This is a genomic window from Streptomyces griseoruber, from assembly GCF_001514205.1.
GTDB lineage: Bacteria > Actinomycetota > Actinomycetes > Streptomycetales > Streptomycetaceae > Streptomyces > Streptomyces griseoruber.
Map to the genome: position 1 here is coordinate 217850 of NZ_KQ948772.1, position 23902 is coordinate 241751.

Annotated in this window: 24 protein-coding genes, 1 tRNA gene and 1 pseudogene; 10 read left to right on the top strand and 16 right to left on the bottom strand. The window is 72.7% G+C overall.

Features of this window, described 5'->3' with window-relative positions:
- Window positions 1-6: 6 nt before the first annotated feature.
- The 3 genes from AQJ64_RS25065 to murJ are packed head-to-tail and all read left to right on the top strand — an operon-like array spanning window position 7 to window position 2645.
- On the top strand, window positions 7-546 hold the full coding sequence (locus AQJ64_RS25065; protein WP_099053898.1) for an NUDIX hydrolase family protein: 540 nt from the start codon (window positions 7-9) through the stop codon (window positions 544-546).
- Window positions 547-551: 5 nt separating this feature from the next.
- Entirely contained in the window at window positions 552-950 is a 399-nt protein-coding gene (locus AQJ64_RS25070; protein ID WP_397805682.1) for a (2Fe-2S) ferredoxin domain-containing protein, read from the top strand.
- A 60-nt stretch (window positions 951-1010) separates the two neighbouring features.
- Complete coding sequence (gene murJ / locus AQJ64_RS25075) at window positions 1011-2645, top strand: murein biosynthesis integral membrane protein MurJ (protein WP_420876525.1); 1635 nt, start codon at window positions 1011-1013, stop codon at window positions 2643-2645.
- A gap of 4 nt (window positions 2646-2649) precedes the next feature.
- On the opposite strand, the gene AQJ64_RS25080 is transcribed toward murJ, so the two are convergent.
- The 3 genes from AQJ64_RS25080 to AQJ64_RS25090 all read right to left on the bottom strand — a co-directional run bounded on the left by AQJ64_RS25080 (window position 2650) and on the right by AQJ64_RS25090 (window position 4428).
- Window positions 2650-3360, bottom strand: coding sequence for a sigma-70 family RNA polymerase sigma factor (locus tag AQJ64_RS25080; protein WP_240512521.1), 711 nt, complete (start codon window positions 3358-3360; stop codon window positions 2650-2652).
- Between the two features lie 54 nt (window positions 3361-3414).
- Entirely contained in the window at window positions 3415-4002 is a 588-nt protein-coding gene (locus AQJ64_RS25085) for a hypothetical protein (protein ID WP_055632614.1), read from the bottom strand.
- Window positions 4003-4104: 102 nt separating this feature from the next.
- Window positions 4105-4428 carry a CU044_2847 family protein gene (locus AQJ64_RS25090; protein ID WP_055632615.1) on the bottom strand — a complete coding sequence of 108 codons (324 nt, stop codon included), beginning with the start codon at window positions 4426-4428 and terminating at the stop codon, window positions 4105-4107.
- A 76-nt stretch (window positions 4429-4504) separates the two neighbouring features.
- On the opposite strand from AQJ64_RS25090, the gene AQJ64_RS25095 reads away from it, so the two are divergent.
- Window positions 4505-5194: a tetraspanin family protein gene (locus AQJ64_RS25095; protein WP_055632616.1), complete on the top strand. Its 690-nt coding sequence runs from the start codon at window positions 4505-4507 to the stop codon at window positions 5192-5194.
- A 30-nt stretch (window positions 5195-5224) separates the two neighbouring features.
- The gene (locus tag AQJ64_RS25100; protein WP_055632617.1) at window positions 5225-7384 is read left to right on the top strand and encodes a CHAT domain-containing WD40 repeat protein; all 2160 of its coding nucleotides are present in this window, start codon (window positions 5225-5227) and stop codon (window positions 7382-7384) included.
- An 80-nt stretch (window positions 7385-7464) separates the two neighbouring features.
- Here AQJ64_RS25100 and AQJ64_RS25105 read toward each other — a convergent pair.
- The 12 genes and pseudogenes from AQJ64_RS25105 to AQJ64_RS52450 form a co-directional block, all read right to left on the bottom strand.
- Window positions 7465-7538 (bottom strand) — tRNA-Pro (locus tag AQJ64_RS25105).
- Between the two features lie 97 nt (window positions 7539-7635).
- Complete coding sequence (locus tag AQJ64_RS25110) at window positions 7636-7992, bottom strand: MmcQ/YjbR family DNA-binding protein (protein ID WP_055632618.1); 357 nt, start codon at window positions 7990-7992, stop codon at window positions 7636-7638.
- 30 nt (window positions 7993-8022) lie between these two features.
- On the bottom strand, window positions 8023-8559 hold the full coding sequence (locus AQJ64_RS25115; protein ID WP_055632619.1) for a GNAT family N-acetyltransferase: 537 nt from the start codon (window positions 8557-8559) through the stop codon (window positions 8023-8025).
- Window positions 8556-9131, bottom strand: a complete 576-nt coding sequence (locus AQJ64_RS25120; protein ID WP_055632620.1) for a helix-turn-helix domain-containing protein — start codon at window positions 9129-9131, stop codon at window positions 8556-8558. The genes AQJ64_RS25115 and AQJ64_RS25120 overlap by 4 nt, the downstream gene beginning before the upstream one ends.
- A gap of 46 nt (window positions 9132-9177) precedes the next feature.
- Window positions 9178-10080: a LysR family transcriptional regulator gene (locus tag AQJ64_RS25125; protein ID WP_055632621.1), complete on the bottom strand. Its 903-nt coding sequence runs from the start codon at window positions 10078-10080 to the stop codon at window positions 9178-9180.
- 31 nt (window positions 10081-10111) lie between these two features.
- A complete protein-coding gene (locus AQJ64_RS25130) occupies window positions 10112-11305 on the bottom strand; it encodes a glycine C-acetyltransferase (RefSeq protein WP_055632622.1) in 1194 nt (397 codons plus the stop codon).
- Window positions 11306-11340: 35 nt separating this feature from the next.
- On the bottom strand, window positions 11341-12372 hold the full coding sequence (gene tdh, locus AQJ64_RS25135; protein WP_055632623.1) for an L-threonine 3-dehydrogenase: 1032 nt from the start codon (window positions 12370-12372) through the stop codon (window positions 11341-11343).
- Window positions 12373-12550: 178 nt separating this feature from the next.
- The gene (locus AQJ64_RS25140) at window positions 12551-13111 is read right to left on the bottom strand and encodes a GAF domain-containing protein (protein ID WP_055632624.1); all 561 of its coding nucleotides are present in this window, start codon (window positions 13109-13111) and stop codon (window positions 12551-12553) included.
- A gap of 84 nt (window positions 13112-13195) precedes the next feature.
- Complete coding sequence (locus tag AQJ64_RS25145) at window positions 13196-13855, bottom strand: GTP-binding protein (protein ID WP_055632625.1); 660 nt, start codon at window positions 13853-13855, stop codon at window positions 13196-13198.
- Window positions 13833-14204, bottom strand: coding sequence for a DUF742 domain-containing protein (locus AQJ64_RS25150; RefSeq protein ID WP_055632626.1), 372 nt, complete (start codon window positions 14202-14204; stop codon window positions 13833-13835). The genes AQJ64_RS25145 and AQJ64_RS25150 overlap by 23 nt, the downstream gene beginning before the upstream one ends.
- A gap of 2 nt (window positions 14205-14206) precedes the next feature.
- Entirely contained in the window at window positions 14207-14641 is a 435-nt protein-coding gene (locus AQJ64_RS25155; RefSeq protein ID WP_055632627.1) for a roadblock/LC7 domain-containing protein, read from the bottom strand.
- A gap of 1334 nt (window positions 14642-15975) precedes the next feature.
- Window positions 15976-17391 (bottom strand): annotated as a pseudogene (locus AQJ64_RS52450) (sensor histidine kinase); the annotation flags it as partial.
- Between the two features lie 784 nt (window positions 17392-18175).
- Here AQJ64_RS52450 and AQJ64_RS25165 point away from each other — a divergent pair.
- The 3 genes from AQJ64_RS25165 to AQJ64_RS25175 are packed head-to-tail and all read left to right on the top strand — an operon-like array spanning window position 18176 to window position 20570.
- Window positions 18176-18517, top strand: coding sequence for a CU044_2847 family protein (locus AQJ64_RS25165; RefSeq protein ID WP_055638299.1), 342 nt, complete (start codon window positions 18176-18178; stop codon window positions 18515-18517).
- Window positions 18518-18521: 4 nt separating this feature from the next.
- Complete coding sequence (locus AQJ64_RS25170) at window positions 18522-19622, top strand: trypsin-like serine peptidase (RefSeq protein ID WP_055638300.1); 1101 nt, start codon at window positions 18522-18524, stop codon at window positions 19620-19622.
- A gap of 33 nt (window positions 19623-19655) precedes the next feature.
- Window positions 19656-20570 (top strand): hypothetical protein, encoded by a 915-nt coding sequence (locus AQJ64_RS25175; RefSeq protein ID WP_055638301.1) that lies wholly within the window; start codon window positions 19656-19658, stop codon window positions 20568-20570.
- Window positions 20571-20660: 90 nt separating this feature from the next.
- On the opposite strand, the gene AQJ64_RS25180 is transcribed toward AQJ64_RS25175, so the two are convergent.
- On the bottom strand, window positions 20661-21878 hold the full coding sequence (locus AQJ64_RS25180) for an MBL fold metallo-hydrolase (RefSeq protein WP_055638302.1): 1218 nt from the start codon (window positions 21876-21878) through the stop codon (window positions 20661-20663).
- A 128-nt stretch (window positions 21879-22006) separates the two neighbouring features.
- Here AQJ64_RS25180 and AQJ64_RS25185 point away from each other — a divergent pair, with 128 nt between their 5' ends.
- Both AQJ64_RS25185 and AQJ64_RS25190 read left to right on the top strand, forming a co-directional pair.
- Window positions 22007-23188 carry a Glu/Leu/Phe/Val dehydrogenase dimerization domain-containing protein gene (locus tag AQJ64_RS25185; protein WP_055638303.1) on the top strand — a complete coding sequence of 394 codons (1182 nt, stop codon included), beginning with the start codon at window positions 22007-22009 and terminating at the stop codon, window positions 23186-23188.
- 69 nt (window positions 23189-23257) lie between these two features.
- A complete protein-coding gene (locus tag AQJ64_RS25190) occupies window positions 23258-23890 on the top strand; it encodes a TetR/AcrR family transcriptional regulator (RefSeq protein ID WP_055638304.1) in 633 nt (210 codons plus the stop codon).
- The last annotated feature ends 12 nt before the right edge of the window (window positions 23891-23902 follow it).

Here is a 23902-nt window from a genome sequence, read left to right on the forward strand (position 1 = left end):
CAAGCAATGTCAGACTTGACCGATACCACGCCCGGCTGGCTGAGCGCAGACGAGCTCGAGATGGCCCGCGCCCGGATGCCGATCCTGTATGTCGAGGCGGTGCCCGTGCGCGTCGACGACAGCGGCGAAGTCGTCAGCATCGGACTGCTGCTGCGCATCGGACCCGACGGAAACGTCAGCCGGACCCTGGTCTCCGGCCGGGTCCTGCACCACGAGCGGGTCCGCGACGCCCTGTTGCGGCACCTGGAGAAGGATCTCGGGCCGGTGGCACTGCCCCGGCTGCCCGCCTCCCTCCAGCCGTTCACCGTCGCGGAGTACTTCCCGACGCAGGGCCTCACCCCGTACCACGACCCCCGTCAGCACGCGGTGTCGCTGGCCTACATCGTGCCGGTGACCGGTGACTGCTCGCCCCGCCAGGACGCCCTGGACCTGGTCTGGTTCGACCCGCAGGAGGCGGCCTCCCCGGCGGTGCAGAGCGAGATGCCGGGCGGGCACGGGTTCCTGCTGCGGCAGGCCCTGGCCCACGTCGGTCTCTCGGCGTCCTGAGCGCCGTGGCCCCGCTGCCCGGTCCGCGCCGCCCCTGCACACTCGTGGTGTGCAGGGGCTGCTGCTGCGGCGACGCCCGCAAACACCCCGGCCACGACCACGCCGGACAGCTGGAGCGGCTGCGGGCGGCCGCCGCCGGTTCGGGCGGCGCCCTGGAGGTCCGTACGACGGACTGCCTCGGCCCCTGCGACCAGGCCAACGTGGTCGTCGTCCAGCCCTCCGCCGCCGGACGCCGGGCGGGCGGGCGGCCCACCTGGGTCGGGTTCGCCTCGGACGACGACTCCACGGACGAACTGCTGCGGTGGGCGCGGGACGGCGGCCCCGGCCTCGCGGCACCCCCGGTCACCCTGGAACTGCAGTTCATCGAGCCGCCGCGGGACGCCCGGGTACGCAGCCGGCGCTAGCAACTGCCCTTTCCCGGGCGCGGATTGGGCTCGCGGATCTTGATGGCGTACGTTGGCCCGATGGGGGCGACGACACAAGAACGGGCAGCGAAACGTTCCGGCGGGGCGGCGCGGTCGTCGGCGCTGATGGCGCTGGGCACCGTGGTGTCCCGGGCGACCGGGCTGATCCGGCAGGTGCTCCAGGGCGCCGCGCTCGGCACCGGCCTGCTGGCGACGACGTACAACACGGCGAACACCGTGCCCACCAGCCTGTACACGCTGCTGATCGGCGGCGCGCTGAACTCGGTGCTGGTGCCGCAGCTGGTGCGGGCCCGTTCCACGCACACGGACGGCGGCCGGGCGTACGAGCAGCGGCTGGTGACCCTGGTGGTGTCGGTGCTGGCCGTCGGGACCGCGCTGGCGGTGTGGGCGGCGCCGGAGATCGTCAGCGTGTACCTGCGCGACACCCCGGACAACCACGACGCGTACGAACTCACCGTGGTCTTCGCCCGGTTCCTGCTCCCACAGATCTTCTTCTACGGGCTGTTCAACATGTACGGCCAAGTCCTCAACGCCCGCGAGAAGTTCGGCGCGATGATGTGGACGCCGGTCCTCAACAACGTCGTGCTGCTGGGGGTGTTCGGCGCCTACCTCGGGCTGATGACCGGGGCCGGGCGGGTGGAGGACATCACCGACACGCAGGTGCGCCTCCTCGGTGTCGGGACGACGGCGGGGATCGCCGTGCAGGCGCTGGCGCTGGTGCCGTTCGCGCGGGCGGCCGGGTTCCGGTTCCGGCCGCGCTTCGACTGGCGCGGCTCGGGGCTCGGTTCCGGTGTGCACGCTGCCAAGTGGACGCTGCTGTTCGTCCTGACGAACCTCGTCGCCCTGACCGTCGTCACCAACTACGCGAACGCGGCCGACCAGGCGCTGCCGGACGCCGGCGCGGGCTACACGGCGTACACCTACGCGCAGACCATCTGGATGCTGCCGCAGTCGGTCGTCACGGTGTCGCTGGTGACCGCGCTGCTGCCGAGGATGAGCCGGGCGGTGGCGGAGGGCCGGATCGCGGACCTGCGCGGCGATCTGTCCCGGGGGCTGCGGGTGAGCGGGGTCGTCGTCGTGCCCGCGGCCTTCCTGTTCCTGGCGCTCGGCCCGCGGATCGCGACGCTGCTGTTCGCGCACGGGGCGGCCGACGCGGCCTCCGCCCAGCCGCTCGGGCACATGCTCCAGGCGTTCGGCCTCGGCCTGATCCCGTTCTCGGCGCAGTACCTGCTGCTGCGCGCCTTCCACGCCTTCGGGGACACCCGGACGCCGTTCTTCATGGCGGTGTGGATCGCGGCGGTGAACATCGCCCTGGCCACCGCCTGCCATCTGCTGCTGCCGGTCCGCTGGGCGGTGACCGGCATGGCCGGTGCCTACACCGTGTCCTATCTGGCCGGACTGGCCCTCACCGCACGGCTGGTGCGCCGGCGGGTCGGCGGCCGGCTCGACGACGGAGCCCTGCGCCGGACGTACACCCGCCTGATGCTCGCCTCGGCCCTGGCGGCGGCCTGCGGCTGGGCGGCGGACCGGGCGTTCGGGGAGTGGCTGGGCGGCGGTACGGTCCCCACCGCGCTGGCGCTCACGGCGGGGACCGTCACCCTCGGCCTGGTCCATACGGTGCTGGCGCGGCTGCTGAAGGTGGAGGAGCTGCGGCAGCTCGGCCGGCTGCGCTGACCCCTCAGTGGCCGACCTGCTCGGCGAGGGCGGCGCGGGCGCGGGCCACCCGCGAACGGACCGTCCCCACCGGACAGTCGCTCACCCGGGCCGCCTCCTCGTACGGCAGCCCCAGCAGCTGTGTCAGCACGAACGCCTCCCGCCGGTCGGCGGGCAGCGCCTGAAGCAGCTCGCGCAGGACGATCCCGTCGTCGAAGCCGGGCAGCCCGCGCGGCTGGGCCAGCTCGACGGCGGGCCGCCAGTCCGGCAGGTCCGCGAGGCGCGGGCGGGTCGCGGCGTACCGGTAGCTGTCCATCACGGCCCGGCGGGCGATCGACAGCAGCCACACCCGCGCCGAGCACCGCCCCTCGAACCGGTGCAGGCTGCCCAGCGCCCGCAGGAAGGTGTCCTGCGCCAGATCGTCCACCGCCTGCGGGTCGGCGCACAGATGGGCGACGAAGCGCAGGACGTCCCGGTGCAGGGCCCGCACCAGCTGCTCCACGGCCCCGGCGTCCCCGTGCCGGGCGGCCAGGGCGAGGGCGGTGGTGGTCTCGTCGGCGGGGGTGTCCTTGTGGGCGCGGCGGCGGGTGCTGTGCCGGGCGGACTTGGTGTGGTCGCGGGAGCCCTCGTGTTCGCCGGTCTTCATGCCGGTGCTCTTGCCGGTCTTCTTGTCGGTCTTCTTGTCGGTCTTCTTGTCGGTCTTCGTGTCGTACGGGGTCGTCGGAGCAGGGGGCATCGCCGTGGGTCCTTCTCGGGTGGAGGGGAAAGTGCCGTGCGGTTCCGGCCGTCCTCAGCGGACGGCGGTCCGTGCGGGCGGCCCCCGGGAAGTGAGCGCGTCGACGAGAAGGAAGGGCCGTGGCGCCCGCTCCGAACGGCCGCGCACCCCGGCGCGCGGGGGCGGCGGCGGTACGGGCCGTCCGCCCGGCCACCGCAGCGGGGCCGTCAGCCACCCGGCCACCGCCCGCAGCACCCGGAACCCGGCCCGCTCCCCGTACGCCAGCCAGAGCCCGCACAGCAGCGCGGCGAGCCCATGGGCGGTGGCCATACCGGAGGAAGAAGACCCGCCGACGGCCACCGCCGGCCCCATGTGCTCCATCCCGCCCATGGTGCCGGTGGTGGCGGTGGCGGCCGGCTCGAGGGTGAAGGCGAGGTGCAGCCCGGCCTGCGCGGCGAGCGCCACCGCCGTCACCGCCGGCACGCCCCGCTCACGCCCGGCCAGACACCAGCCCGCGGCACCCGTGACGGCGAACCCGACGCCCGGCGCCCACCAGGACAGGACGGCCCCGGACATCATCACGTGCCCCAGGGCGGCGAGCAGCACGCAGACGGCCGCGAACACGACGGCCCTCAGCACGCGCGACCAGCACCCCGGGATCATGAGGCCTCATCCTGGCAGCGCGCTCGCGCGGAACGACGGGGGTTGGGCGAATCCACAGCCTGTACGGGAGGTTCACAGGACGGCGCCTCAGAAGCCGCCCGCTCAGGGCTTGTTCCAGGTGAGGCTGACGGTCAACTGGGCCGACGCGCCGACCGCCGTGACGATCGCCCCGGCCTGTGCGTTCAACTCGACGCCGAATTGCACGGCAACGGCGTCCGGCGGCTGCGGGAAGTCCTTCACCTGCGCGACCACCCCATGGGCGACCGCCCGCACGGCCTGCGTGACGGACTCGAACGTGTCCTCGGCTTTCTCGATCACGGTGGACGGCGACACTCCCCGGGTGAGCATGGAGCTTTGTGTCTGCTCCTCGGAAACGCGGACGCGGACGGCGCTGCCGTCCTCTAGCAGGAACTCTACAATCGCCATAAACTACGAATTAACACGAAATCCTGAATACCGCTGGGTAGTTGACGATTCTTCCAATTCTGGAAGGAGCTGAACGATGCCTCTCGCCGTCGAGATCGTTCTCATCGTCATCGGGGTTCTCCTGCTGGCCGCCGCTCTGATCGGCAGCGGCATCTCCCGACGCCTCATGACGATCCCGAAGATGAAACGGGCGCCGCGTATCGTGATCGCCATTCTGGGTGTTCTGCTGTTGGTCGGCGGGATGTGGGGGGTGACGACCGAGGAGAAGCATCACGGTCCCACACTCGCCGCGCTCAAGGAACACCTCCCACCCGACGTCAAGTCACGGCTGGACTGCACGGAGGCCTCAGAGACCCCCAAGGATGCGGTGGAGCTGGACTGCAGCACGCCTGGCAGCGTCCCCGATCAGGTCTGGTACTACATGTTCGACGACGTGGACGCCATGCAGAACTGGTGGTGGAACCAGACCGATCCTGCGCACCAGCCGGGAGGCGAATGCACCACCATAGCCGACTTCAAGCAGGGGAGCAGTCTTTCGTATTCCACTGAAGACCGGTCCGTCACCACCGGCGACATAGCCTGCTTCATGGACGGGAACACTGTCGTGGACGTGTACACGGACCGGCGTTTCAACATCGTCGTCTGGTCCCAGACGGATTCCCAGAATTTCTCCGAGTTCATGAACTGGATCGTCAACACCTCACTGCCGGTGGGCGACGATGGCGCCACCCCCGCGACTCCCTCGCATACCGACTACGGTCAATGACCCTGCCCGGCCTGGGGAGAGAGGCGCGCCATGGCGGCCGATTTCGACTTCGTCCTGGAAATGAGCGAAGCGCCCGACGGCTACCGCATCGACGTGACGTCGCCGTCCGGCGAGGACACCCTGGTCGCCGCCATCGACGCGCAAGAGCTGCTGGACCGGCTGCCCTCACTGGAAGCCGCCGTCCTGGGGTCCGCCGCCCGCTCGCGGAGTGTCGGGACCGGAATGGAGCGGCCCGCCATGGAAGTCGGCGGTACGTTGTTCGACTCCATCTTCCAGAGTGGGATCAAGGCGCTCTACCTGTCCAGCCGGCAGAAGGCGCAGGAGCACGGCCGGCGGCTGCGCATGGTCCTCCGGGTCCGCTCACCGGAACTCGCGGCCCTCCCCTGGGAGCTTCTGTACGACGAGAAGCTGGGCGGCTATCTGTGCCTGCATCACCCGGTCATCCGCCACGTGGAGATGTTGGAGCCGGTGGCGCCCCTGCGGGTGGAACCACCGTTGCGCATCCTCGGAATGGTGTCCCTGCCCGGTTCGCTCTCTCCGCTGGAGGCCGAGACCGAACGGGAAGGGCTGACCACCGCGCTCAAGCCGCTCATCGACGAGGGAAGGGTGTGGCTCGACTGGGTGGCCGGCGGAACCAAGCAGGATCTCTTCAACGCCCTGTTCGCCGGCTGTCACATCTTCCACTTCATCGGCCATGGAAAGTTCGACGATCAACGACGCCAGGGGATGCTCGTCTTCTCCGACGAGCAGGGCCGGGAGTCCCCGCTGCACGCGGAGGCGCTCGGCTCGCTCATCAGCGTCGCCGACCCCTCCCCGCGCCTCGTCGTGCTCAACAGCTGCGAGACGGGAACCTCCCACGCGCGCGATCTGTTCTCCAGCACGGCGGCCAAGCTGGAGTACACGGTGCCGGCCGTGGTCGCCATGCAGTTCGCGGTGACCGACAAGGCGGCCGTGCTCTTCTCCCGGGCCTTCTACCAGGCCCTCGCGGCCAACCGGCCGGTCGACGAGGCCGTCCGCACGGGCCGTATCGCTCTGCGGGCCGACAAGGACGACAGCCTCGAGTGCTTCACACCCGTGCTGTACCAGCGCAGTGGTGACGCCCGCCTCTTCGACTTCACGTCCCTGCGCAAACCCACACCCCCACGGACCGTGGTCGAGCAGATCAACGAGGAGGAGCACGACACACAGACCGACCGGCCCGCCCCGGAGACCGACCGACCCGTTCCGCGGTCCGACCGGCCCACCGAGCCCGCGCACGTCTCCTCTTCCCCCAGGACTCCCTCCCCGGATCTCACGCCGACCTCCCCCGATCTCACGCCCACGCCGGGGATCGACACCGGGCACTGGGTGGTCAGCATGGCCGTCCATCCTTCCGGGCGGCTGCTCGCCACCGGCTCCCGCAAGCTCGTGCGGGTCTGGGACGTGATCACCGGCCAGCCGACCTGGGAGCGCCGGCTCGGCGGGTGGAGCACGATGGTCAACGCCCTCGCCTTCAGTCCCCACGGTGACAGCCTGGCGATCGGCAGCACGGACAGTCTCGCCCGCGTCTGGGAGATGACGGCCGGGGCCACCCCCGTCAAGTTCACCCACCGCCATTTCGTCAACACGGTGGCCTACGACGGGAGCGGGCGGCTCCTGGCCACCGGGAGCGCGGACGCCACGGCCTGCGTATGGGATCTCGGCTCGCGCAGCCGCGTTCTGTCCCTGCGCCATGCCCGGGCCGTCAAGGCCCTGGCGTTCAGTCCGGACGGGCGCCGTCTGCTCACGGGATCCGAGGACAAGAACGCCTACGTCTGGGACACGGAGACGGGTCGGCAGGAGGCGCGGATCGAGCACGGGGACTTCGTCCTCGGTGTCGCCTTCTCGCCGGACGGGCGGACGGTCGCCACCTGCAGCCAGGACCACACCGCCCAGGTCAGCGAAACGGGGACCTGGACCCCGCTCTTCCGCGTGGAGCACAAGGGCGGTCTGCGGGCGGTGGCCTTCAGTCCCGACAGCAGCGTGATCGCCACCGGGAGCGAGGACGGGGCCGTCTGCGTGTGGCGGGCCGACACGGGACAGTCGCTGCTCGCCCTCAAGTACAACCGCTCGGTGAACGCCGTGGCGTTCTCGCCGGACGGCCGGTTCCTCGTCAGCGCGGGCGAGGACAAGATCGTGCACAGTGTCCGTATGCCCGATGTCCCCGCATGAGCGTGCCCGTCCATGCGACGAGGCTCCGCTCCCGAAGTGGGAACAGAGCCTCGCAAAGGACCGACGGATCGACTTCACCGTCGGGACGACAGGATTTGAACCTGCGACCCCTTGACCCCCAGTCAAGTGCGCTACCAAGCTGCGCCACGTCCCGTTGCCCGTCTGACCTGGGGTTTCCCCTGGCCGAACGTGCAGGGAAACAATACCGCACTCGGGTCGGTGGTCGCGCACCCGTTTCCCTGCGGGGCAGGTCAGCCGCCGGGCAGGCCCAGCTCCGGGTAGGCGTCGAGGAGGCGGGGCGGGGCGGCCTGGCGCCAGGAGTCGGCGAGGATGTCGCGCAGCTCGTCCTCGTCCTCGACGGCGGCGAGCCGGGCCCGCACCCAGGCGAACTGTGCCTCGTGGGCCGCGATCCAGAACTTCGCGGGCTCGGCGAGGACCAGCTCGTCGCGTTCCTCCTTGGGGCAGCGCACGGCGAGGGACGTCTCGTCCTCGGGCAGCGTGGCGAACATCTTCCCCGCGACCCGGAACGTGGGCATGTTCCAGGCGACCTTCTCCGTGGTGTCCGGCAGGGCGAGGGCGATACGGCGTACGTCTTCGGCGTCGGGCATGCTTCGCACCGTAGCCGCTGCCACTGACAGTCAGCCGCTGGTGAGGCGCTTGTAGTACAGGGTGGTGGGGCGCAGGACACCGGCCGGGTCGGCGGCGTAGTCGGGGATCACGCCCGCCCTGGTCCAGCCCGCGGCGCCGTAGAGGTGCTCGGCGGGGCTGTCGGTCTCGGTGTCCAGGTGGAGCAGGGTGATGCCGGCCGCGAGGGCGGCCTGCTCGGCGGTGGTGAGGAGGGCGCGGCCCAGGCCCTTGCCGCGGGCGTCGCGGTGGACCATGAGCTTGACGAGTTCGGCGCGATGGCGGCTGTTGGGCTTGTCGGGGAAATCCAGGCCGACGGTGCCGACGACCCGGTCGCCGTCGTGCGCGGCCCACACCGCGAGGCGCCCCGCGGCTACTCCGGCGGCCCTGCCCCGCCACCAGGCGACGGCCTCGGCCCGGTCCAACGGGGCGAGGAAGCCGATCGAGGCACCGCCGTCCACCGTGTCGACCAGCAGACCGGCCAGGGGGTCGAGGAGGTCGAGGAGCCGCGGCGCGTCGAGCCGCACGGGAGCGGTCCGGGCCGTCGTCACGGCAGCACCACCGCCAGGACGTACCGCGCCTCCGCGTCTTCCGCGCACCGGAACCGGGTCGGCCCCCAGACGCGCAGCCGCAGACAGTCACCGGTGCCGAGGCGGTGGGTGAGGTCGTCGGCGGTCACCTCGAGGGCGCCGGACAGGACCCAGATGTGCTGTTCCAGACCGGGCACGGGCGGGCCGTCGTAGGCGATGTCGGCTCCGGCGGCGAGCCGGCCCTCGACGAGTTCGCCGCGCAGGCCGGGGTGCGGCGGGGACACCGAGCGGCGGACGAAGCCCGAGGCCCGGTCCTCCCAGACGGGCTGCTCGGCGGCGCGCAGCAGCGGCGCGGGCTCCCCCTCCACCTCGCCGAGCAGCCGGGACATGGTCCGGCCGTGGACATGGCAGAGGCGGTTGAGCTGGGCGGCGGTCGGGCTGATCTCGGCGCGTTCGGCACGGGAGAGGGTGGAGCGGCTGATCCCGCTGCGCTCGGCCAGGTCCGCGAGGGACCAGCCGCGCTCGGCCCGCAGTGCGGCGAGCCGGGCGGCGAGACGGGTGTCTACAGGATCCGGGACGTCCTCGTGTCTCATATCAGGGAAAGTATCCCCGATATGAGACAGGCGCGTTACGGGCGGCTCACACCCGCGCCGCCTCCCGCAGCGCGTCCAGCACCGGCAGGATCAGCGGGTGCTCCTCCGCGCCGCGTCGTACGGCGGCGAAGACGCGGCGGGTCGGGGCCGCGCCGTCTATCGGACGGACGACGACCCCGGTGAGGTCCATGCCGCGCAGGGCCGAGCGCGGCACGAGCGCCACGCCCGCGTCGGCCGAGGCGAGGGCGACGACCGCGCGGAAGTCGTCCGAGGAGTGTTCGAGCCGGGGCTGGAATCCGGCGCTCTCGCAGGCCAGGACGACCACGTCGTGGCACGGGTTGCCCGGGTAGGGGCCGATCCAGGGGTCCTTGGCCAGTTCCGCGAGGGGGACCTCCTCGGCGTCGGCGAGGCGGTGGGTGACCGGGACGACCGCGTCGAAGGGCTCGGCGTACAGCGGGACGTGCGCGAGCCGGGGGTCGTCGGCGGCCGGGGCGCCCCGGTACTCGACGGCCACGGCCACGTCGACCTGCCGGTCCAGGACCATCGGCAGGCTGGCGTCCCCCTCGGCGTCCTGGACGCGGATCCTTATCCCGGGCGCGCTGCGGGCCAGCCGGGCCACCGCGGGCGCCACGACCAGGGCGATCCCGGTCGCGAAGGCGGCGACGGTGACCGTGCCGGCCTCCCCGGAGCTGTACGCGGCCAGCTCCGCCTCGGCCCGCTCCAGCTGGGCGAGGACGGCATGGGTGTGGGTCAGCAGGATCTCGCCGGCCGGAGTGAGCCGTACGCCCTTCGCGCCGCGCTCCACCAGACGGTGGCCGGTCTCCTGCTCCAGGGCGGCGAGCTGCTGGGAGACGGCGGAGGGGGTGAGGTACAGCGCGGCGGCAGCCGCCGTCACGGTGCGGTGGTCGGCCACCGCACGGAGGATGTGGAGCCGCCGCGCCTCGATCATGGGATCGATTATCGCAATATGTCGGGGCTCCTCAGCCCTCCAGTTCCGCGCGCGCCGCGACGAAGGCGTCCACCGCGCGGTCGACGTCCTCGGTGGAGTGCGCGGCCGACAGCTGGACCCGGATCCGGGCCTGGTCCTGCGGGACGACCGGGTAGGAGAAGCCGATCACGTACACCCCGCGCTCCAGGAGCAGTTCGGCCATCCGGCCCGCCTTCGCGGCGTCGCCGATCATCACCGGGGCGATGGCGTGGTCGCCGGGGAGGACGTCGAAGCCCTCCTCGGTCATCCGGCGGCGGAACAGGGCGGTGTTCTCCCGGAGGCGGACCCGCAGGTCGTCGGCCGATTCCAGCAGGTCGAGGACCTTCAGGGAGGCGGCCGCGATCACCGGGGCGAGGGTGTTGGAGAACAGGTACGGGCGGGAGCGCTGGCGCAGCAGGGCGACGATCTCCGCGCGGGCGGCGACATAGCCGCCGGAGGCCCCGCCGAGGGCCTTGCCCAGGGTGCCGGTGATGATGTCGACCCGGTCCATCACACCGTGCAGCTCGGGGGTGCCCCGGCCGCCGGGGCCGACGAAGCCGACCGCGTGGGAGTCGTCGACCATGACCATCGCGTCGTAGCGGTCGGCGAGGTCGCAGATCTCGCGCAGCGGCGCCACATAACCGTCCATGGAGAAGACGCCGTCGGTGACGACGAGGCGGCGGCGCGCGCCGGACGCCTCCTTCAGCTGCCGCTCCAGGTCCTCCAGATCACGGTTGGCGTACCGGAAGCGGCGGGCCTTGGACAGCCGGATGCCGTCGATGATCGAGGCGTGGTTGAGGGCGTCGGAGATCACCGCGTCCTCGGGGCCGAGCAGCGTCTCGAAGACACCGCCGTTGGCGTCGAAGCAGGAGGAGTACAGGATCGTGTCCTCCTGGCCGAGGAACGCCGACAGCCGGGCCTCCAGCTCCTTGTGCACCTCCTGCGTACCGCAGATGAAGCGCACGGACGCCATGCCGTAGCCCCAGCGGTCCAGCGCCGCGTGGGCGGCGGCGACGACCTCGGGGTGGTCGGCGAGACCGAGGTAGTTGTTGGCGCAGAAGTTCAGGACCTCACCGGGGCGGCCGCCCGCGGTGACGGCGACGGTCGCCGACTGCGGGGTGCCGATCACCCGCTCGGGCTTGTGCAGTCCGGCGGCGCGGATCTCGTCGAGGGTGGTGCGCAGGTCGTCGCGCACGGAGTCGAACATCGGGATGCTCCTAAGGTGCTTACGCCGTCAGGGAGTTACGCGGTCGTCCAGTCCAGGATGACCTTGCCGCCGCGGCCGCTCGCCGCGTCGGCGAACGCCGCCTCGAAGTCGCGGTAGCCGTACCGGCCGGTGATCACGGGGGCGAGGTCCAGACCGCCCTCCAGCAGGACCGACATCGCGTACCAGGTCTCGAACATCTCCCGGCCGTAGATGCCCTTGAGGGTGATCATCGAGGTGACGATCCGGGCCCAGTCGACCGGGAACTCCTCCGCCGGCAGCCCGAGCATGGCGATCCGGCCGCCGTGGGTCATGTTGGCGATCATGTCGCGCAGGGCCTCGGGGCGGCCGGACATCTCCAGGCCGATGTCGAAGCCCTCGCGCAGCCCGAGCTCGCGCTGGCCGTCCGCGATGGACGAGCGGGAGACGTCGAGGGCGAGGCTCGCGCCGATCTTGCGGGCCAGCTCCAGGCGCTCCTCGCTCACGTCGGTGACCATCACGTTGCGGGCTCCGGCGTGCCGGGCTACGGCGGCGGCCATCAGGCCGATCGGGCCCGCGCCGGTGATGAGCACGTCCTCGCCGACCAGCGGGAAGGACAGCGCGGTGTGCACGGCGTTGCCGAACGGGTCGAAGATCGCGGCCACGTCGAGGTCCACGGGCACCCGGTGCACCCAGACGTTCGACGCGGGCAGCACGACGTACTCCGCGAAGGCCCCGTCCCGGCCGACGCCGAGGCCGACGGTGGCCCGGCACAGATGCCGGCGCCCGGCGAGGCAGTTGCGGCACTTGCCGCACACCAGGTGCCCCTCGCCGCTCACCCGGTCGCCGACCGCGATGTCGGTGACGTCCCGGCCGGTCTCGACGACCTCGCCGACGAACTCGTGGCCGAGGACCAGCGGGGTGCTGATGGTCTGCCGCGCCCAGCCGTCCCAGGCCCGGATGTGCAGATCGGTGCCGCAGATACCGGCCCGCTGCACCTTGATCAGTACGTCACCGGGGCCGACCTCGGGCTCCGGGACGTCCATGAGCCACAGCCCGGGCTCCGCCTTCTCCTTGACCAGCGCCTTCAAGCTGCGGCTCCTGTGATGAGGCCCGGGGGGCGCACGGACGGGCCGGGGCGCCCCGCTGCCGGGGAGGGGGGTTCGTGGAGCAATCTGCCGCATGCCGCCGCCCCGGTCCATCGAGCTTTTCTTAAGCGGAGCAACAGCTTTCCTTCACGCCCTGATCTTGGAGCCCGCCGGGCAGGCCCTACGCCGGCGGAGTACCGGCCTCCAGGCGGGCGACGAGGTCGGCGGCCGTCGCCTTGATGGTCTGAAGGCCGGGCGTGCCCCAGCGTCGGGGGGCGAGGTCGGCGACGCACACCGTGCCGAGGACCGTGCCGGTCGTGTCGATGAGCGGGGCGCCGAGGTAGGAGCGGATGCCGTACTCGTCGACGACCGGGTTGCCCGCGAAGCGCGGGTAGTCGCCGACGTCCTCCAGGACCAGCGCCCTGCGCCGGACGACGACATGCGGGCAGTAGCCGTACTCGCGCGGCAGGCGCCGGCCCACCTCGGGCTTTCCGCCCCGGGCCGGCTCTCCCCCCGCCGGGGTGTGCAGCCCCGCGAAGAACTGCCCTTCCGCACGGAGGAAGTTGACCATGGCGTAGGCGGCGCCGGTCAGCTCGGCGAGACGCTCGGCGAAGGTGTCCAGGGCGGGCTCCGGCCACTCCCCGAGGCCGAGTCGGCGCAGCCTCAGGGTGCGGGCGGGGGCGTCCCTGTCCTCCGGGGTGAGCAGCAGGCGACCGGCCGGGCGGGGCGGGTCGTAGCTCATGGGCGTGCTCCGAGCGGGCGGGCTGCGTCGCCGGGGAGGTGGGCGTAGGTCGTCATCTGCGGCTCCATGACAGGGGATGCGGGGTCACATGGTGGCGCCGCGGCTCGGCTGGGGTGCCCCCGGTGCGTGGGCGATGAGGTGCCGGACGAGGGTGAGCAGGGTCTGCACGCCGGAGGCGGAGATCCGGGCGTCGCAGCGCACGATGGGGATGTCCGGGTCCAGGTCGATGGCGGCGCGCACCTCCTCGGGGTCGTAGCGGTGGGCGCCGTCGAACTCGTTGACGGCGACGATGAAGCCGAGACCGCGCTCCTCGAAGAAGTCGACGGCCGCGAAGCACTCCTCGAGGCGGCGGGTGTCGGCGAGGACGACCGCGCCGAGGGCGCCCTCGGACAGCTCGTCCCACATGAACCAGAACCGCTCCTGACCGGGCGTGCCGAACAGGTACAGCACATGCTGCGGATCCAGGCTGATGCGGCCGAAGTCCATGGCGACGGTCGTCTCGACCTTGTTCTCGATGCCGTCGAGGTTGTCGGTCGCGGCACCGACCGTGGTGAGCAGCTCCTCGGTGCTGAGCGGCGCGATCTCGCTCACGGCGCCGACGAAGGTGGTCTTGCCGACCCCGAATCCGCCCGCGACCAGGATCTTCAGCGCGGTCGGAAAGGGGTCGGGACGGCCGTCGTCGCAGGCCTCGCGCGAGTCGTACGCGTCGTACTCGTCGCTCTCAGAGCTGTCGTCGTAGTCCATCGAGCACTGCCTCCAGTAGGGCCCGGTCGGTGGGGTTGCGGTGGAACTCGGGGGGCTTGGTGGTCAGGGCCCCGCAGTCGACGAGGTCCGACAGGAGGACCTTGGTGACCGCCGCCGGCAGCTTCAGATGGGCGGCGACCTCGGCGACCGGGACGGGGGCCCGGCACAGGTCGAGGGCCTGCGCGTGCTCGGGGCCGAGATAGCCGAGGGGTCTCGCCCCGGTGGCCATCACCTGGGACATGAGGTCGAGGGCGACGGTGGGCTCGGTGCGCCCGTTGCTGACCGTGAACGGGCGCACCAGCCGTCCGGCCGCGTCGTCGAGCCAGGGCCCGTCGCCGGCCGCCGCCACGCTCAAGTTCCCGTCACCGACGCATCGACGGCGTGCTGCCGGGGCGCCGTCGTCAGATACGGCCGCACGCTCTTCACGAGCATCGCCATCTCGTAGCCGAGGACGGCGGCGTCGGCCTCCCGCCCGGCGAGCACGGCGAGACAGGTCCCGGAGCCGGCGGTGGTGACGAACAGCAGCGTCGAGTCGAGTTCGACGACGACCTGGCGTACGTCCCCGCCGTCGCCGAAGCGGACGCCCGCGCTGCGGCCGAGGGAGTACAGGCCGGAGGCCAGGGCGGCCATGTGGTCGGCGCTGTCGGCGTCGAGGCCGTGGACCGATTTCACCAGTCCGTCGCAGGACAGCAGTACGGCGCTGTGGGTGTGCGGTACGCGCTGCACGAGGCCGCTCATCAGCCAGTCGAGATCGGTTGCCTGGCCGGTCGGCGCATCGCTCGCCATGGTGGATCGACTCCTTGGGGTACGAAGGTCTGCGGGAGCGCTGGGGGTGGGGGTACGGCTCATCCGGCGGGGGCGCTCCCGTCGTGCCGGGGGGCGGGGTGGTCGGAACCGGGATCGGAGGCCTGCGCCGGCCCGGCCAGTCCGTCGCGCACGCCGTACGCCCGGGGGGCGGCGGAGGCGTGCGCGGAGGGCGCCTCGGCTATCCGGGGCGCGGCGGCGGGGGGCGGTGCCGGGGCGGTCGTGGGAGGTGCGGCGGCGGGCCGGTGGGACCGGTCGAAGGGGCCGGGCGCCGGGTAGGCGCTGCGTTCCAGTGCCTCCCACTCGGGGAGCGGTACGGCCGACCGCAGCACCTCCGCCTCCAGGCTCTGCTGGGCCTCGGCGAGGCCGATGCCCCGCTGGAAGGCGGCCATCAGACCGGGGTCGTGGCCGGCGGGCTGCTCGGCGTCCGGACGGGGCACCGGGCCGCCGCGCAACTGGGGCGCGATGTGCTCCTGGGCGCGGCGCCGGGGCAGTTGCGGCTTGGCCATGGTGCCGCGCACGGCACCCGAGCGCGGGACGGGTGCGATGCCCGCGTTCTCCTCCACGACACGCCGGTCGGCCCGCCGGATACCGGGCACGGCCTCGGCGGGGTTGGGCCGGTCGTGCCGGTCCCCACGCACGGGCAACGGCAGGGAACCGTCCGGCGGGCCGGAATCCCGACCGTGATCGGAGGCGGCCCCGGACAAGGGGGTGGGAGCCGATCCGGCGACGCCGGTGCTGCGGGGCGTGCCCTGGGCGGTGGGGGCGGGCTGCCGCCCGGCCTCGGCCGGCCTGCCCGCCGCGGCGTCGTCCCCCGCGCGAGGGGGGCCGACCGAGCGGGTCGCTCCGGCGGCGGGCCCGGGGTACGGGGAGGCGTCCGAGCCGAGCGCTCCGGCGCCAGGCCCGGGGATCTGGGACGCGGTCGGGCGGGGTCCTCCGGTCGCGGGCCCCGGGTGCGGGGATGCCGCCGAGGCAGCCGCGTCGCTGCCGCCGTGGAGGCGGCTCGGTACAGGGGAGCCTTTGGTGTCGGAGGTGTTCCGTGGGTGCGGTGGGGTGAGCGGGTGGCCCGTGGCGGCGCCGGTGTTCTGCGGCTGTGACGGAACCGGCAGTCGCTCGGTACCGCCGGCGGTCTGCGACCGTGGCGGAACCGGGAGTCGCTGCCAGCCACCCGTGTCCTCCCCCTGCGGCGGAACCGGAAGTCGCTCGGTACCGCCCGTGGTCTGCGACCGTGGCGGAACCGGGAGTCGCTGCCAGCCACCCGTGTCCTCCCCCTGCGGCGGAACCGGTCGGCGCGGTGCCGTGCCCTGTCCGCCGGACGGGGCAGGCCGGCGCCCGGCGCCCGGCCCCTCGGGGCGGTGTGGCGTGTCCGCGCCCTGGCGCGGCAGCTGCCGCGAGGGGGCGGCATCGGGGGCCGTCCCGGGCGGGGCGGCGGGGTCCCCGGAACCCGCCGGGGCCGCTCGGTGGTCGGCGGCGCGGGGGGTGGTGTCCGGGGCGAGAGGATCCCGTGCCGGTACGACAGCCCCGGCGGCGCCTCCCAGCAGGGCCTGCGGGACGACGAGAACGGCCTGGACACCGCCGTAGATGTTGGACTGGAGACGGACCCGGATGCCGTGCCGGCGGGCGAGCTGGGAGACGACGTACAGGCCGATGCGGCCGTCGGCCAGCAGGCGGCCGACGTTGACCTGGTCGGGGTCGGCGAGCAGGGCGTTCATCCGGGCCTGCTCCTCGGCGGGCATGCCGAGGCCGCGGTCCTCGACCTCCACGGCGAGCCCGGAGGTGCAGAGGTTGGCGCGCAGCAGCACCTGGGTGTGCGGGGCGGAGAACACCGTGGCGTTCTCGACGAGTTCGGCGAGGAGATGGATGACGTCGGCGACGACGTGCCCGCGCAGCTCGCCGTCGATCGGCGGGACGAGCTTGACCCGGGAGTACTGCTCGACCTCGGCGATGGCGGAGCGCAGCACTTCGGTCATGGAGACGGGGTTGCTCCACTGCCGCCGGGAGACGGCCCCGCCGAGGACGGCGAGATTCTCGGCGTGGCGGCGGATGCGGGTGGCGAGGTGGTCGACGTGGAAGAGGCCCTTGAGCAGCTCGGGGTCCTCGATCTCGTTCTCCAGCTCGTCGAGGATCGAGATCTCGCGGTGCACGAGGGACTGAAGCCGCCGCGCGAGGTTGACGAAGACCTCCAGTTTCTGTTCGCTGCCGGCCTGGCTGGACAGCTGGGAGGCCTGCACGACGGCCGTGACGGCGCCCGCGTGCGCGCGGGCGAGGTCGGCGGCGAGCAGCTCGAAGTCGTCGGCGTCCCCGGGCGGCCCGCCGCGCGACTTGCGCCGCTCAGGGGCCTCGCCGCGGCGCAGCGACTCGACGAGCGCGCGCAGGTCGGCCTCGCCGCGCGCGCTGCTGCGGCGCAGGGCGGCGATACGGTCGCTGACGGAGCGGGCGGCGCGGTCGGCGGCGACGGCCGCGACGAGGATGCCGACGCCGGTCACCGCCACCGCGCCGGCCAGCACGGCCCACAGGACGGGGCCGGGCCGGGTGCCGGTGGAGCGCACGGTGAACAGGACGACCGCGCAGGCGCTGAGCGCGACGGCGGTCGGCGGCAGCACGGCGAGCCGCAGCAACTGGGGCCGTAAGTGCGTCTCGGCCGGCACGGGTGCGGTGCGGGCCACCGGCCGTCCGTGCCGCCCGCCCTCACGGCGGTCTGCACGTGCGACGGGTGCGCGGAGGTGAGACATCGGTGTCCTCGTACTGGGTCCGTGGGCCTGTTTTCTGGCGCGGGTACGCAAGCGGGCATACGCCATCGGCCACTCACAGTAGTGGCCAAGGCATCATGTGCGGCGGGCAGTTGACAAACTCCCCCGGGGAGGGTCCCACTCTGGTATGAGGCCTCGCACAGCAGACCGATACCTCGCCATGAGATGCGTCCCAGATCGGAAGAGAACTGATCAGACCTGTTCAGAGCCGGTCCCGAACGGAAGGTGAGGACCTGGGAGCCCAGGCCCCCGTCCCCCGCCGCCATGCGCCTTCACACTTCGCCCCGGCCCCCATGGCCCACCTCCGGGTCCGCCTCCGGGTCCACCTCCGGGTCTCACCGCCGCGGGTGACACCTCGTCAGTCATCACGCTCCGTATCGACTCTGGCCTTGATTTCCGGGTCGGCCGCAACGATTCATCGCGGGTCCTCCCCCGGCGGCCTCGTCCGGCGCCGGCGCGGCGCCCGGGCCGACCGGACGCCCTTGCCGACGGCGCTGTTCGTGTCCCTCGCGGGGACAGAACCTTCGAGGCTCCACCGGTGTGGTCGTGATCGGCGCCGCCGGCCCGGAAGGGGGTGGCGGGCATGGCACTGGTCGCCGTCGTCAGCGCGTCTTATACCGCCGGTTGCCGTGCCATGGCAGGCGATTCGATGAACTCAGGTGATCTGCAAGGCACTTGCGTAGTGTCGGGGCCGCTCGAAGAGGGGCCGGTCGGCCGTCGAGGCCCCTCCCACCACATGTCCGATGACGATCGTTGGGGGCGGAAGATGTCGGAGCTGGTGCGGTTCCCGGTGGCCGGGGCGGACCCGGTGGTCGTAGAGGTGGACTCCGCGGGCGGGGCTGTCCCGGTGGGGCCGCTCAGGCGCGTGCGGGAGGTGGACGAGGAGTTCACCGCCAGGCTCGGACCGATCCGGGAGGCCGTCGCGAGGACGCTCGAGAGTCTGCGGGGCGATCTGCGCCCCGACGAGATCACCGTCTCGTTCGGTGTCTCGCTGACGGGAGAGGCCGGTGCGGTCATCGCGAAGACCGCCCTCGAGGCCAACTTCTCGGTGGAGATGGTCTGGAGCCGCGACGCTCCGGACGACATGTCCGTGACGACCGCGGAATAGCGCAGTGGTGACACCCGTCGACCATGGAGGGTGGCGAGCCCGCGTCCATGACCGCGCCGACGTCCGGGCCGACCTGCTGGGCAGCGGCTTTCTGGTGTCTCCCGTCCACGTGCTGACGTGCGCACACGTGATCGCCCCCGAGCCGCACCGGGCCTTGGAGCGTGTGTGGGTGGACTTCCCCGCCGTCGGCGGGAGTCCGGGCGCCTGGGCCTCGACGCAGCTCGCCCCGGGCTGGACGCCGGGCCGCTACGGTCACGATCTCGGGCTGGTCACGCTCGACCACCCGGTCCCGGTACGGCCCGCCGCGGTGGCGTCGGCGCCGGTACGGCCGGGTGATGTGCTCCGGGCGTTCGGACACGTCGACGAACAGGGCGCCTGGGCGGTCGTCACGGCGATCGGCGCCGACGGGCCGGGGGGCTGTGTGCAGGTCGACCATGACCGGCGCGGAGTCCAGCTGGTGCGCCACGGGTACAGCGGCGGCCCGGTGCTGAGGGCATTTCCCGGTCCGCCGTATGCGGTGGACACCGTGGTGGCCATGACCGTGGCCGCCGACAACGCCGGCACCGCCTGGGTCCTGCCCGCCGCCGCCTTCGCCCGCGTGCTGCCCGTCCTGCGGGAACGGCTTCCCAAGGTGTTCGGCGCCGACACGTTCCGGCACGATCCACGGATCGTGGCCGGTCTCGACGCGCTGTTCCGCGAGGACAAGGACTACGACACCGCGCTGTCGGCGTTCCAGGAGGCCATGCCGGCCTGGGGCGACAGAGCGGATCTCTGGTACTACATCGGGCTCGCGACCCTGCGCGGCCGATGCCCCCGGGCGTACCCCGCACAGGTCGTCGAGGACCTCCAGCGGTTCTTCCGCCGGAAGACCGGTGAGTTCCGCGCACGGAACGGCGGCGCCGACCCCGACTGCCCGCACCTGTACGCGCTCTGGGCGGTGGTTCAGGAGGACCACTACCTCAGCCGGGGCCTGTCCGCCGGGTCGCCCGGGATCGGGCGCCTTCGGGAACTGGCGAGCCGCCCGGACGCGGCCCGGCTCGCCGAACTCCGGTCGGCACTGCACCGATGCTCGTCTCCGACCCTGGCACAACTGCGCCCCTGCTGAAGTCCACGCCGGTCCCCGTCCGAGGAGACAACCATGGAGCACCCCACCCGGCAGTCACAGGTCGACGAGTACTTCGCCCCGGCGGACACGGCCAGCAGGACGTGGGTGTGGCAGGGCGCCCTCGTCAGGGCCGGGTCGGGCGCCGGACTGCTGGTCTTCGCCTTCTGTTTCTCGGCACGGGGGATTCTGACGCTGGTCCTGGTCATGGGCGGGATCTGGGCGCTGGTGGCAGCCGGGTTCCGGTTCGACCGCGACAACCCCGGCAATCGGCTGGGCCGAGTGCTGCGCCAACGCCCCACGCTCACGGACCGGCAGCTCGACGTCTGGCTGCAGGAGGGCACCGCCGAAATCGTCGAGGCCGGGTTCTCACGGCTGGGCATCACCCGCGACGACCTGGCGGGCACGCGCCCCGACGGAGAGGGGGCGCGGCCCCTGGTCATCCAGGGGATGGCGGATCCGACCCGCTTCGACGTGCGTTTCCGCATCAGCAAGGGAGTCGCCCGCTACTCCCACTACGAGATCATGGTGGTGTATCTCACCGGCTGGCACCTGTGCTTCTACTCCTCCGTCCTGGACATCGCCACCGCCATGGCCGTGACCGACAGGACGACGGAGTTCCATTATCAGGACGTGGTCTCGATCAGCACGTCGAGCGACCGGATCCGCGCCCGGGTGGGCAGCGGCACACCGGACCCCACCGGAGTGCCGGTGGCCGCGAACGGCTCCGAGGCCGTGCATTTCACGACCCAGCAGGCGTTCTGCATCCGCGTCCCGGGAGACGATGTGCAGATGCTCATCGGGGTCACCGGCGACGACCGGATCGGCGACGACGGCCTCAACAAACGGTCCGGCCTCGACACCGCGCTCCAGCAGATCCGGACCATGCTGAACACCTACAAGAACCGGGCCCTTCCCGACCCGCCGCACTCCGGCCTGTCCCACCTCTGACGCCCCGGGCGCCACGAAGGGCCGGGGTCCGGCGCGCGGTCCGCGACCGCACCGGCCCCGGCCTCGCGCCGCACTCCGTCGCTGTCCCGGTCAGCCCGCCGCAACCGTCTCGGGAGCCTCGCCGCCCTCGGCGGCCCCCTTCCGGGGACCGGGGTCGACAGGGGACTCGGTCGGCGCGGCCGTGCGCCACGGTCGGGCGATCGGGCGGGAGACGGCCGCCCACCACGCGTCCGTGGGGAGCTCGCCCGCGGGCTCGAAGGGCTCGCCGGGCCGGGGGGTCGCGACGGGCTGGCCGGCCGCCTCGCCCGCGTCCTTGGTCCACTGGCCGGGCTCCGCCCACGCGTGCGTGGCGAGATTGAAGGTGCCCCAGTGGATCGGCAGCAGGACACCCCCCGGCTCGCCGCCCTGGAGGTCGAGGTGGGCGCGCACGCCTTCCTCCGGCGTCATGTGGATGTCGGGCCAGAAGTCCGAGTACGCACCGATCTGGATCATCGTGGCGTCGAACGGGCCGTGGTCGGCGCCGATGTCCTGGAAGCCCTCGAAGTAGCCGGTGTCGCCGCTGTGGTAGATCCGGTGCTCCTCACCGGCGACCACCCAGGAGGCCCACAGGGTGTGCTGGGTGTTGCGCAGGCCGCGGCCGCAGAAGTGCCGGGCCGGGGTGGCGGTGAGGGTGAGGCCGCCGACCTTGGTCGCCTCGTGCCAGTCCAGCTCGCGCAGCCGGTCCGCCGACACGCCCCAGTACTCCAGATGGGCGCCGACGCCGAGCGGCACCGCGAACAGGGTGTCCGTGCCGGCCAGCGCCTTGATCGTGGGCAGGTCCAGATGGTCGTAGTGGTCGTGGGAGATGACGACGACGTCGACCGGGCCCAGCGCGGCCAGCGGCAGCGGCACCGGGTGCAGCCGCTTGGGGCCGGCGAAGGAGAACGGGGAGCAGCGCTCGCCCCAGACCGGGTCGAACAGCACCCGGTGCCCGTCGATCTCCGCGAGGACGCTGGAATGGCCCATCCAGGTCACCCTGAGGCCCGTGGCGGGCGGCTTGGCGAGGTCGGCGAGGGTCGTGGGGTGCACCGGGACCGTGCCGGAGGGGGCGCGGCGGGGCCGCTGCTCCTTGTCGAAGAACACCTTGGCGAAGTCGAGCGCCGAACCCGAGGGACGCGTGCGCGCGGGGCCGCCGGGGTTCTGGAAGACCCCGTCCTTGAAGTGGGGGGATCTGCGGATGCGCGCCATGCGCTCACCGCTCGGGTCCGTGCCGAAGCCCTCGGGCTGCAGTGCGCGGAGCCCGGAGCTCAGGGAACGGAAACCGGACACGGTACCTCCAGGTGGGGTCGCTGAGGCATTCCATTATGGTCGCCCGCTCCGACAGCGCGTTGACAGCCCGTGCCCAGCCTCTCGATACTGACCCACTGTTCAGTAGCGATCCGGTCCGAGGAGTCCCCATGCCCGCCGCCCCCCTGTTGTCCCTCACCTGGACGGACGACGTCACCGGCCGCCGCGGCCATCTGGTGGTCGACCGGCTGGTGCGCGGGGTGTGCAGCGGCGGTCTGCGGATGCGGGAGGGCTGCACCCTGGAGGAGGTGACGGGCCTCGCGCGCGGGATGAGCCTGAAGGAGGCGCTGCACTACGACCCCGAGGCCCGGTACGTCCCGCTGGGCGGGGCCAAGGGCGGTATCGACTGCGATCCCCGGGACCCGGAGGCGTACGGCCTGCTGGTCCGCTATCTGCGGGCGGTACGGCCGTACGTGGAGAGCTGCTGGACCACCGGCGAGGACCTGGGGCTGAGCCAGGACCTGGTGGACCGGGCGGCCGCCGAGGCGGGGCTGGTCTCGTCCGTGCAGGCCGTGTACCCGCTGCTCGACGACGAGACGGCGGCCCGCGCGCGGCTCGCGGACGCCTTCGCGGTCGAGGTGGACGGCATCGGTCTGGACGAACTGGTCGGCGGCTGCGGGGTCGCCGAGTCGGTGCTGACCGCCCTGGACCGGGCCGGGGTGCCGTACGCGCGGACGCGGGTCGCGCTCCAGGGGCTCGGCACCATGGGCGGTGCCACGGCGCGCTTCCTGGCGCGCGCGGGGCTCACGGTGGTGGCCGTCGCCGACGTCAAGGGCACGATCGCCAACCCGGACGGGCTGGACGTGGAGGCGCTGCTCTTCGCACGCGACGCCCACGGCACGGTGGACCGCTCGGTGCTGCGGCCCGGCGACCGCGAACTGCCGGGCGACGCCTGGCTGTCGGCCGAGGCGGAGGTACTGGTGCCGGCGGCGGTGTCGTACGCGATCGGGGCCGCGGAGCAGGGGCGGATCACGGCCCGCTGGATCGCCGAGGCGGCCAACATGCCGGTGCTGCCGGAGGCGGAGGCGTTGCTCCACGCGCGCGGGGTGACGGTACTGCCGGACGTGGTGGTCAACTCCGGGACGAACGCCTGGTGGTGGTGGACGCTGTTCGGGGACGTCGGCGCGGACGCGGACGAGGCGTTCGCGTACACCCGCCGGTCGATGCGCGCGCTGGTGGAGCTGGTCCTGGCGCGGGCCGAGGCGGGCGGGACGACCCCGCGGGCCGCCGCGCACGCGGTCGCGGCGGAGCGGCTGCCGGTGATCGCGGAGCGGTTCGGCAGCCACCGCTGAGGACGTCGGCGCAGGTCGAGCGGGCTGTGCGGATCGATGCCGCGCAGGGCCCCTGTGTAGGGTGACGCTGTGGCGAGGGTCCGGTTGAGTGTGGCCGAGCGGCGCGAGGAGCTGCTGCGGGCCGCCATCGAGCAGATCGAGGCGCGGGGCGTGGCGGCCGTCAGGATCGCCGACGTGGCCGCGGCGCTCGGTGTGAGCAACGCGCTGGTCCTCTATCACTTCTCGTCCAAGGAGAAGCTGGTCGCCGCCGCCTTCGCGTACGCCGCCGAGGACGATCTGGACCGTCTGCGGGGGCTGCTCGGCCGCCGGACGACCGCACTGCGCCGGCTGCGGGCCGCCGTGCGCTGGTACGCGCCCACCGGCCAGGCCAAGGGCTGGCGGCTGTGGATCGAGGGCTGGGCGGTGTCCCTGCGCGAGCCCGCGCTGCGGGAGGTCGCCCGTGATCTCGACCGCGCGTGGAAGGCCGCGCTGGCCGAGGTGATCGCCGAGGGGGTGACGGCGGGCGAGTTCAGCTGCCCCGACCCCGCCGCCACGGCCCTGCGCCTGACGGCCCTCCTGGACGGTCTGGCCGTACAGCTGACGTCGTACGGCGGCACGGTGTCCCGGGTGAGGGCGCAGGAGTGGGTGGAGGAGGCGCTGGCGCGGGAGCTGGGCACACCGGTGGAGCCGACCCGCCCGGCATCCGGGGACGACACCCGCTGAGGGCCGCCCCCG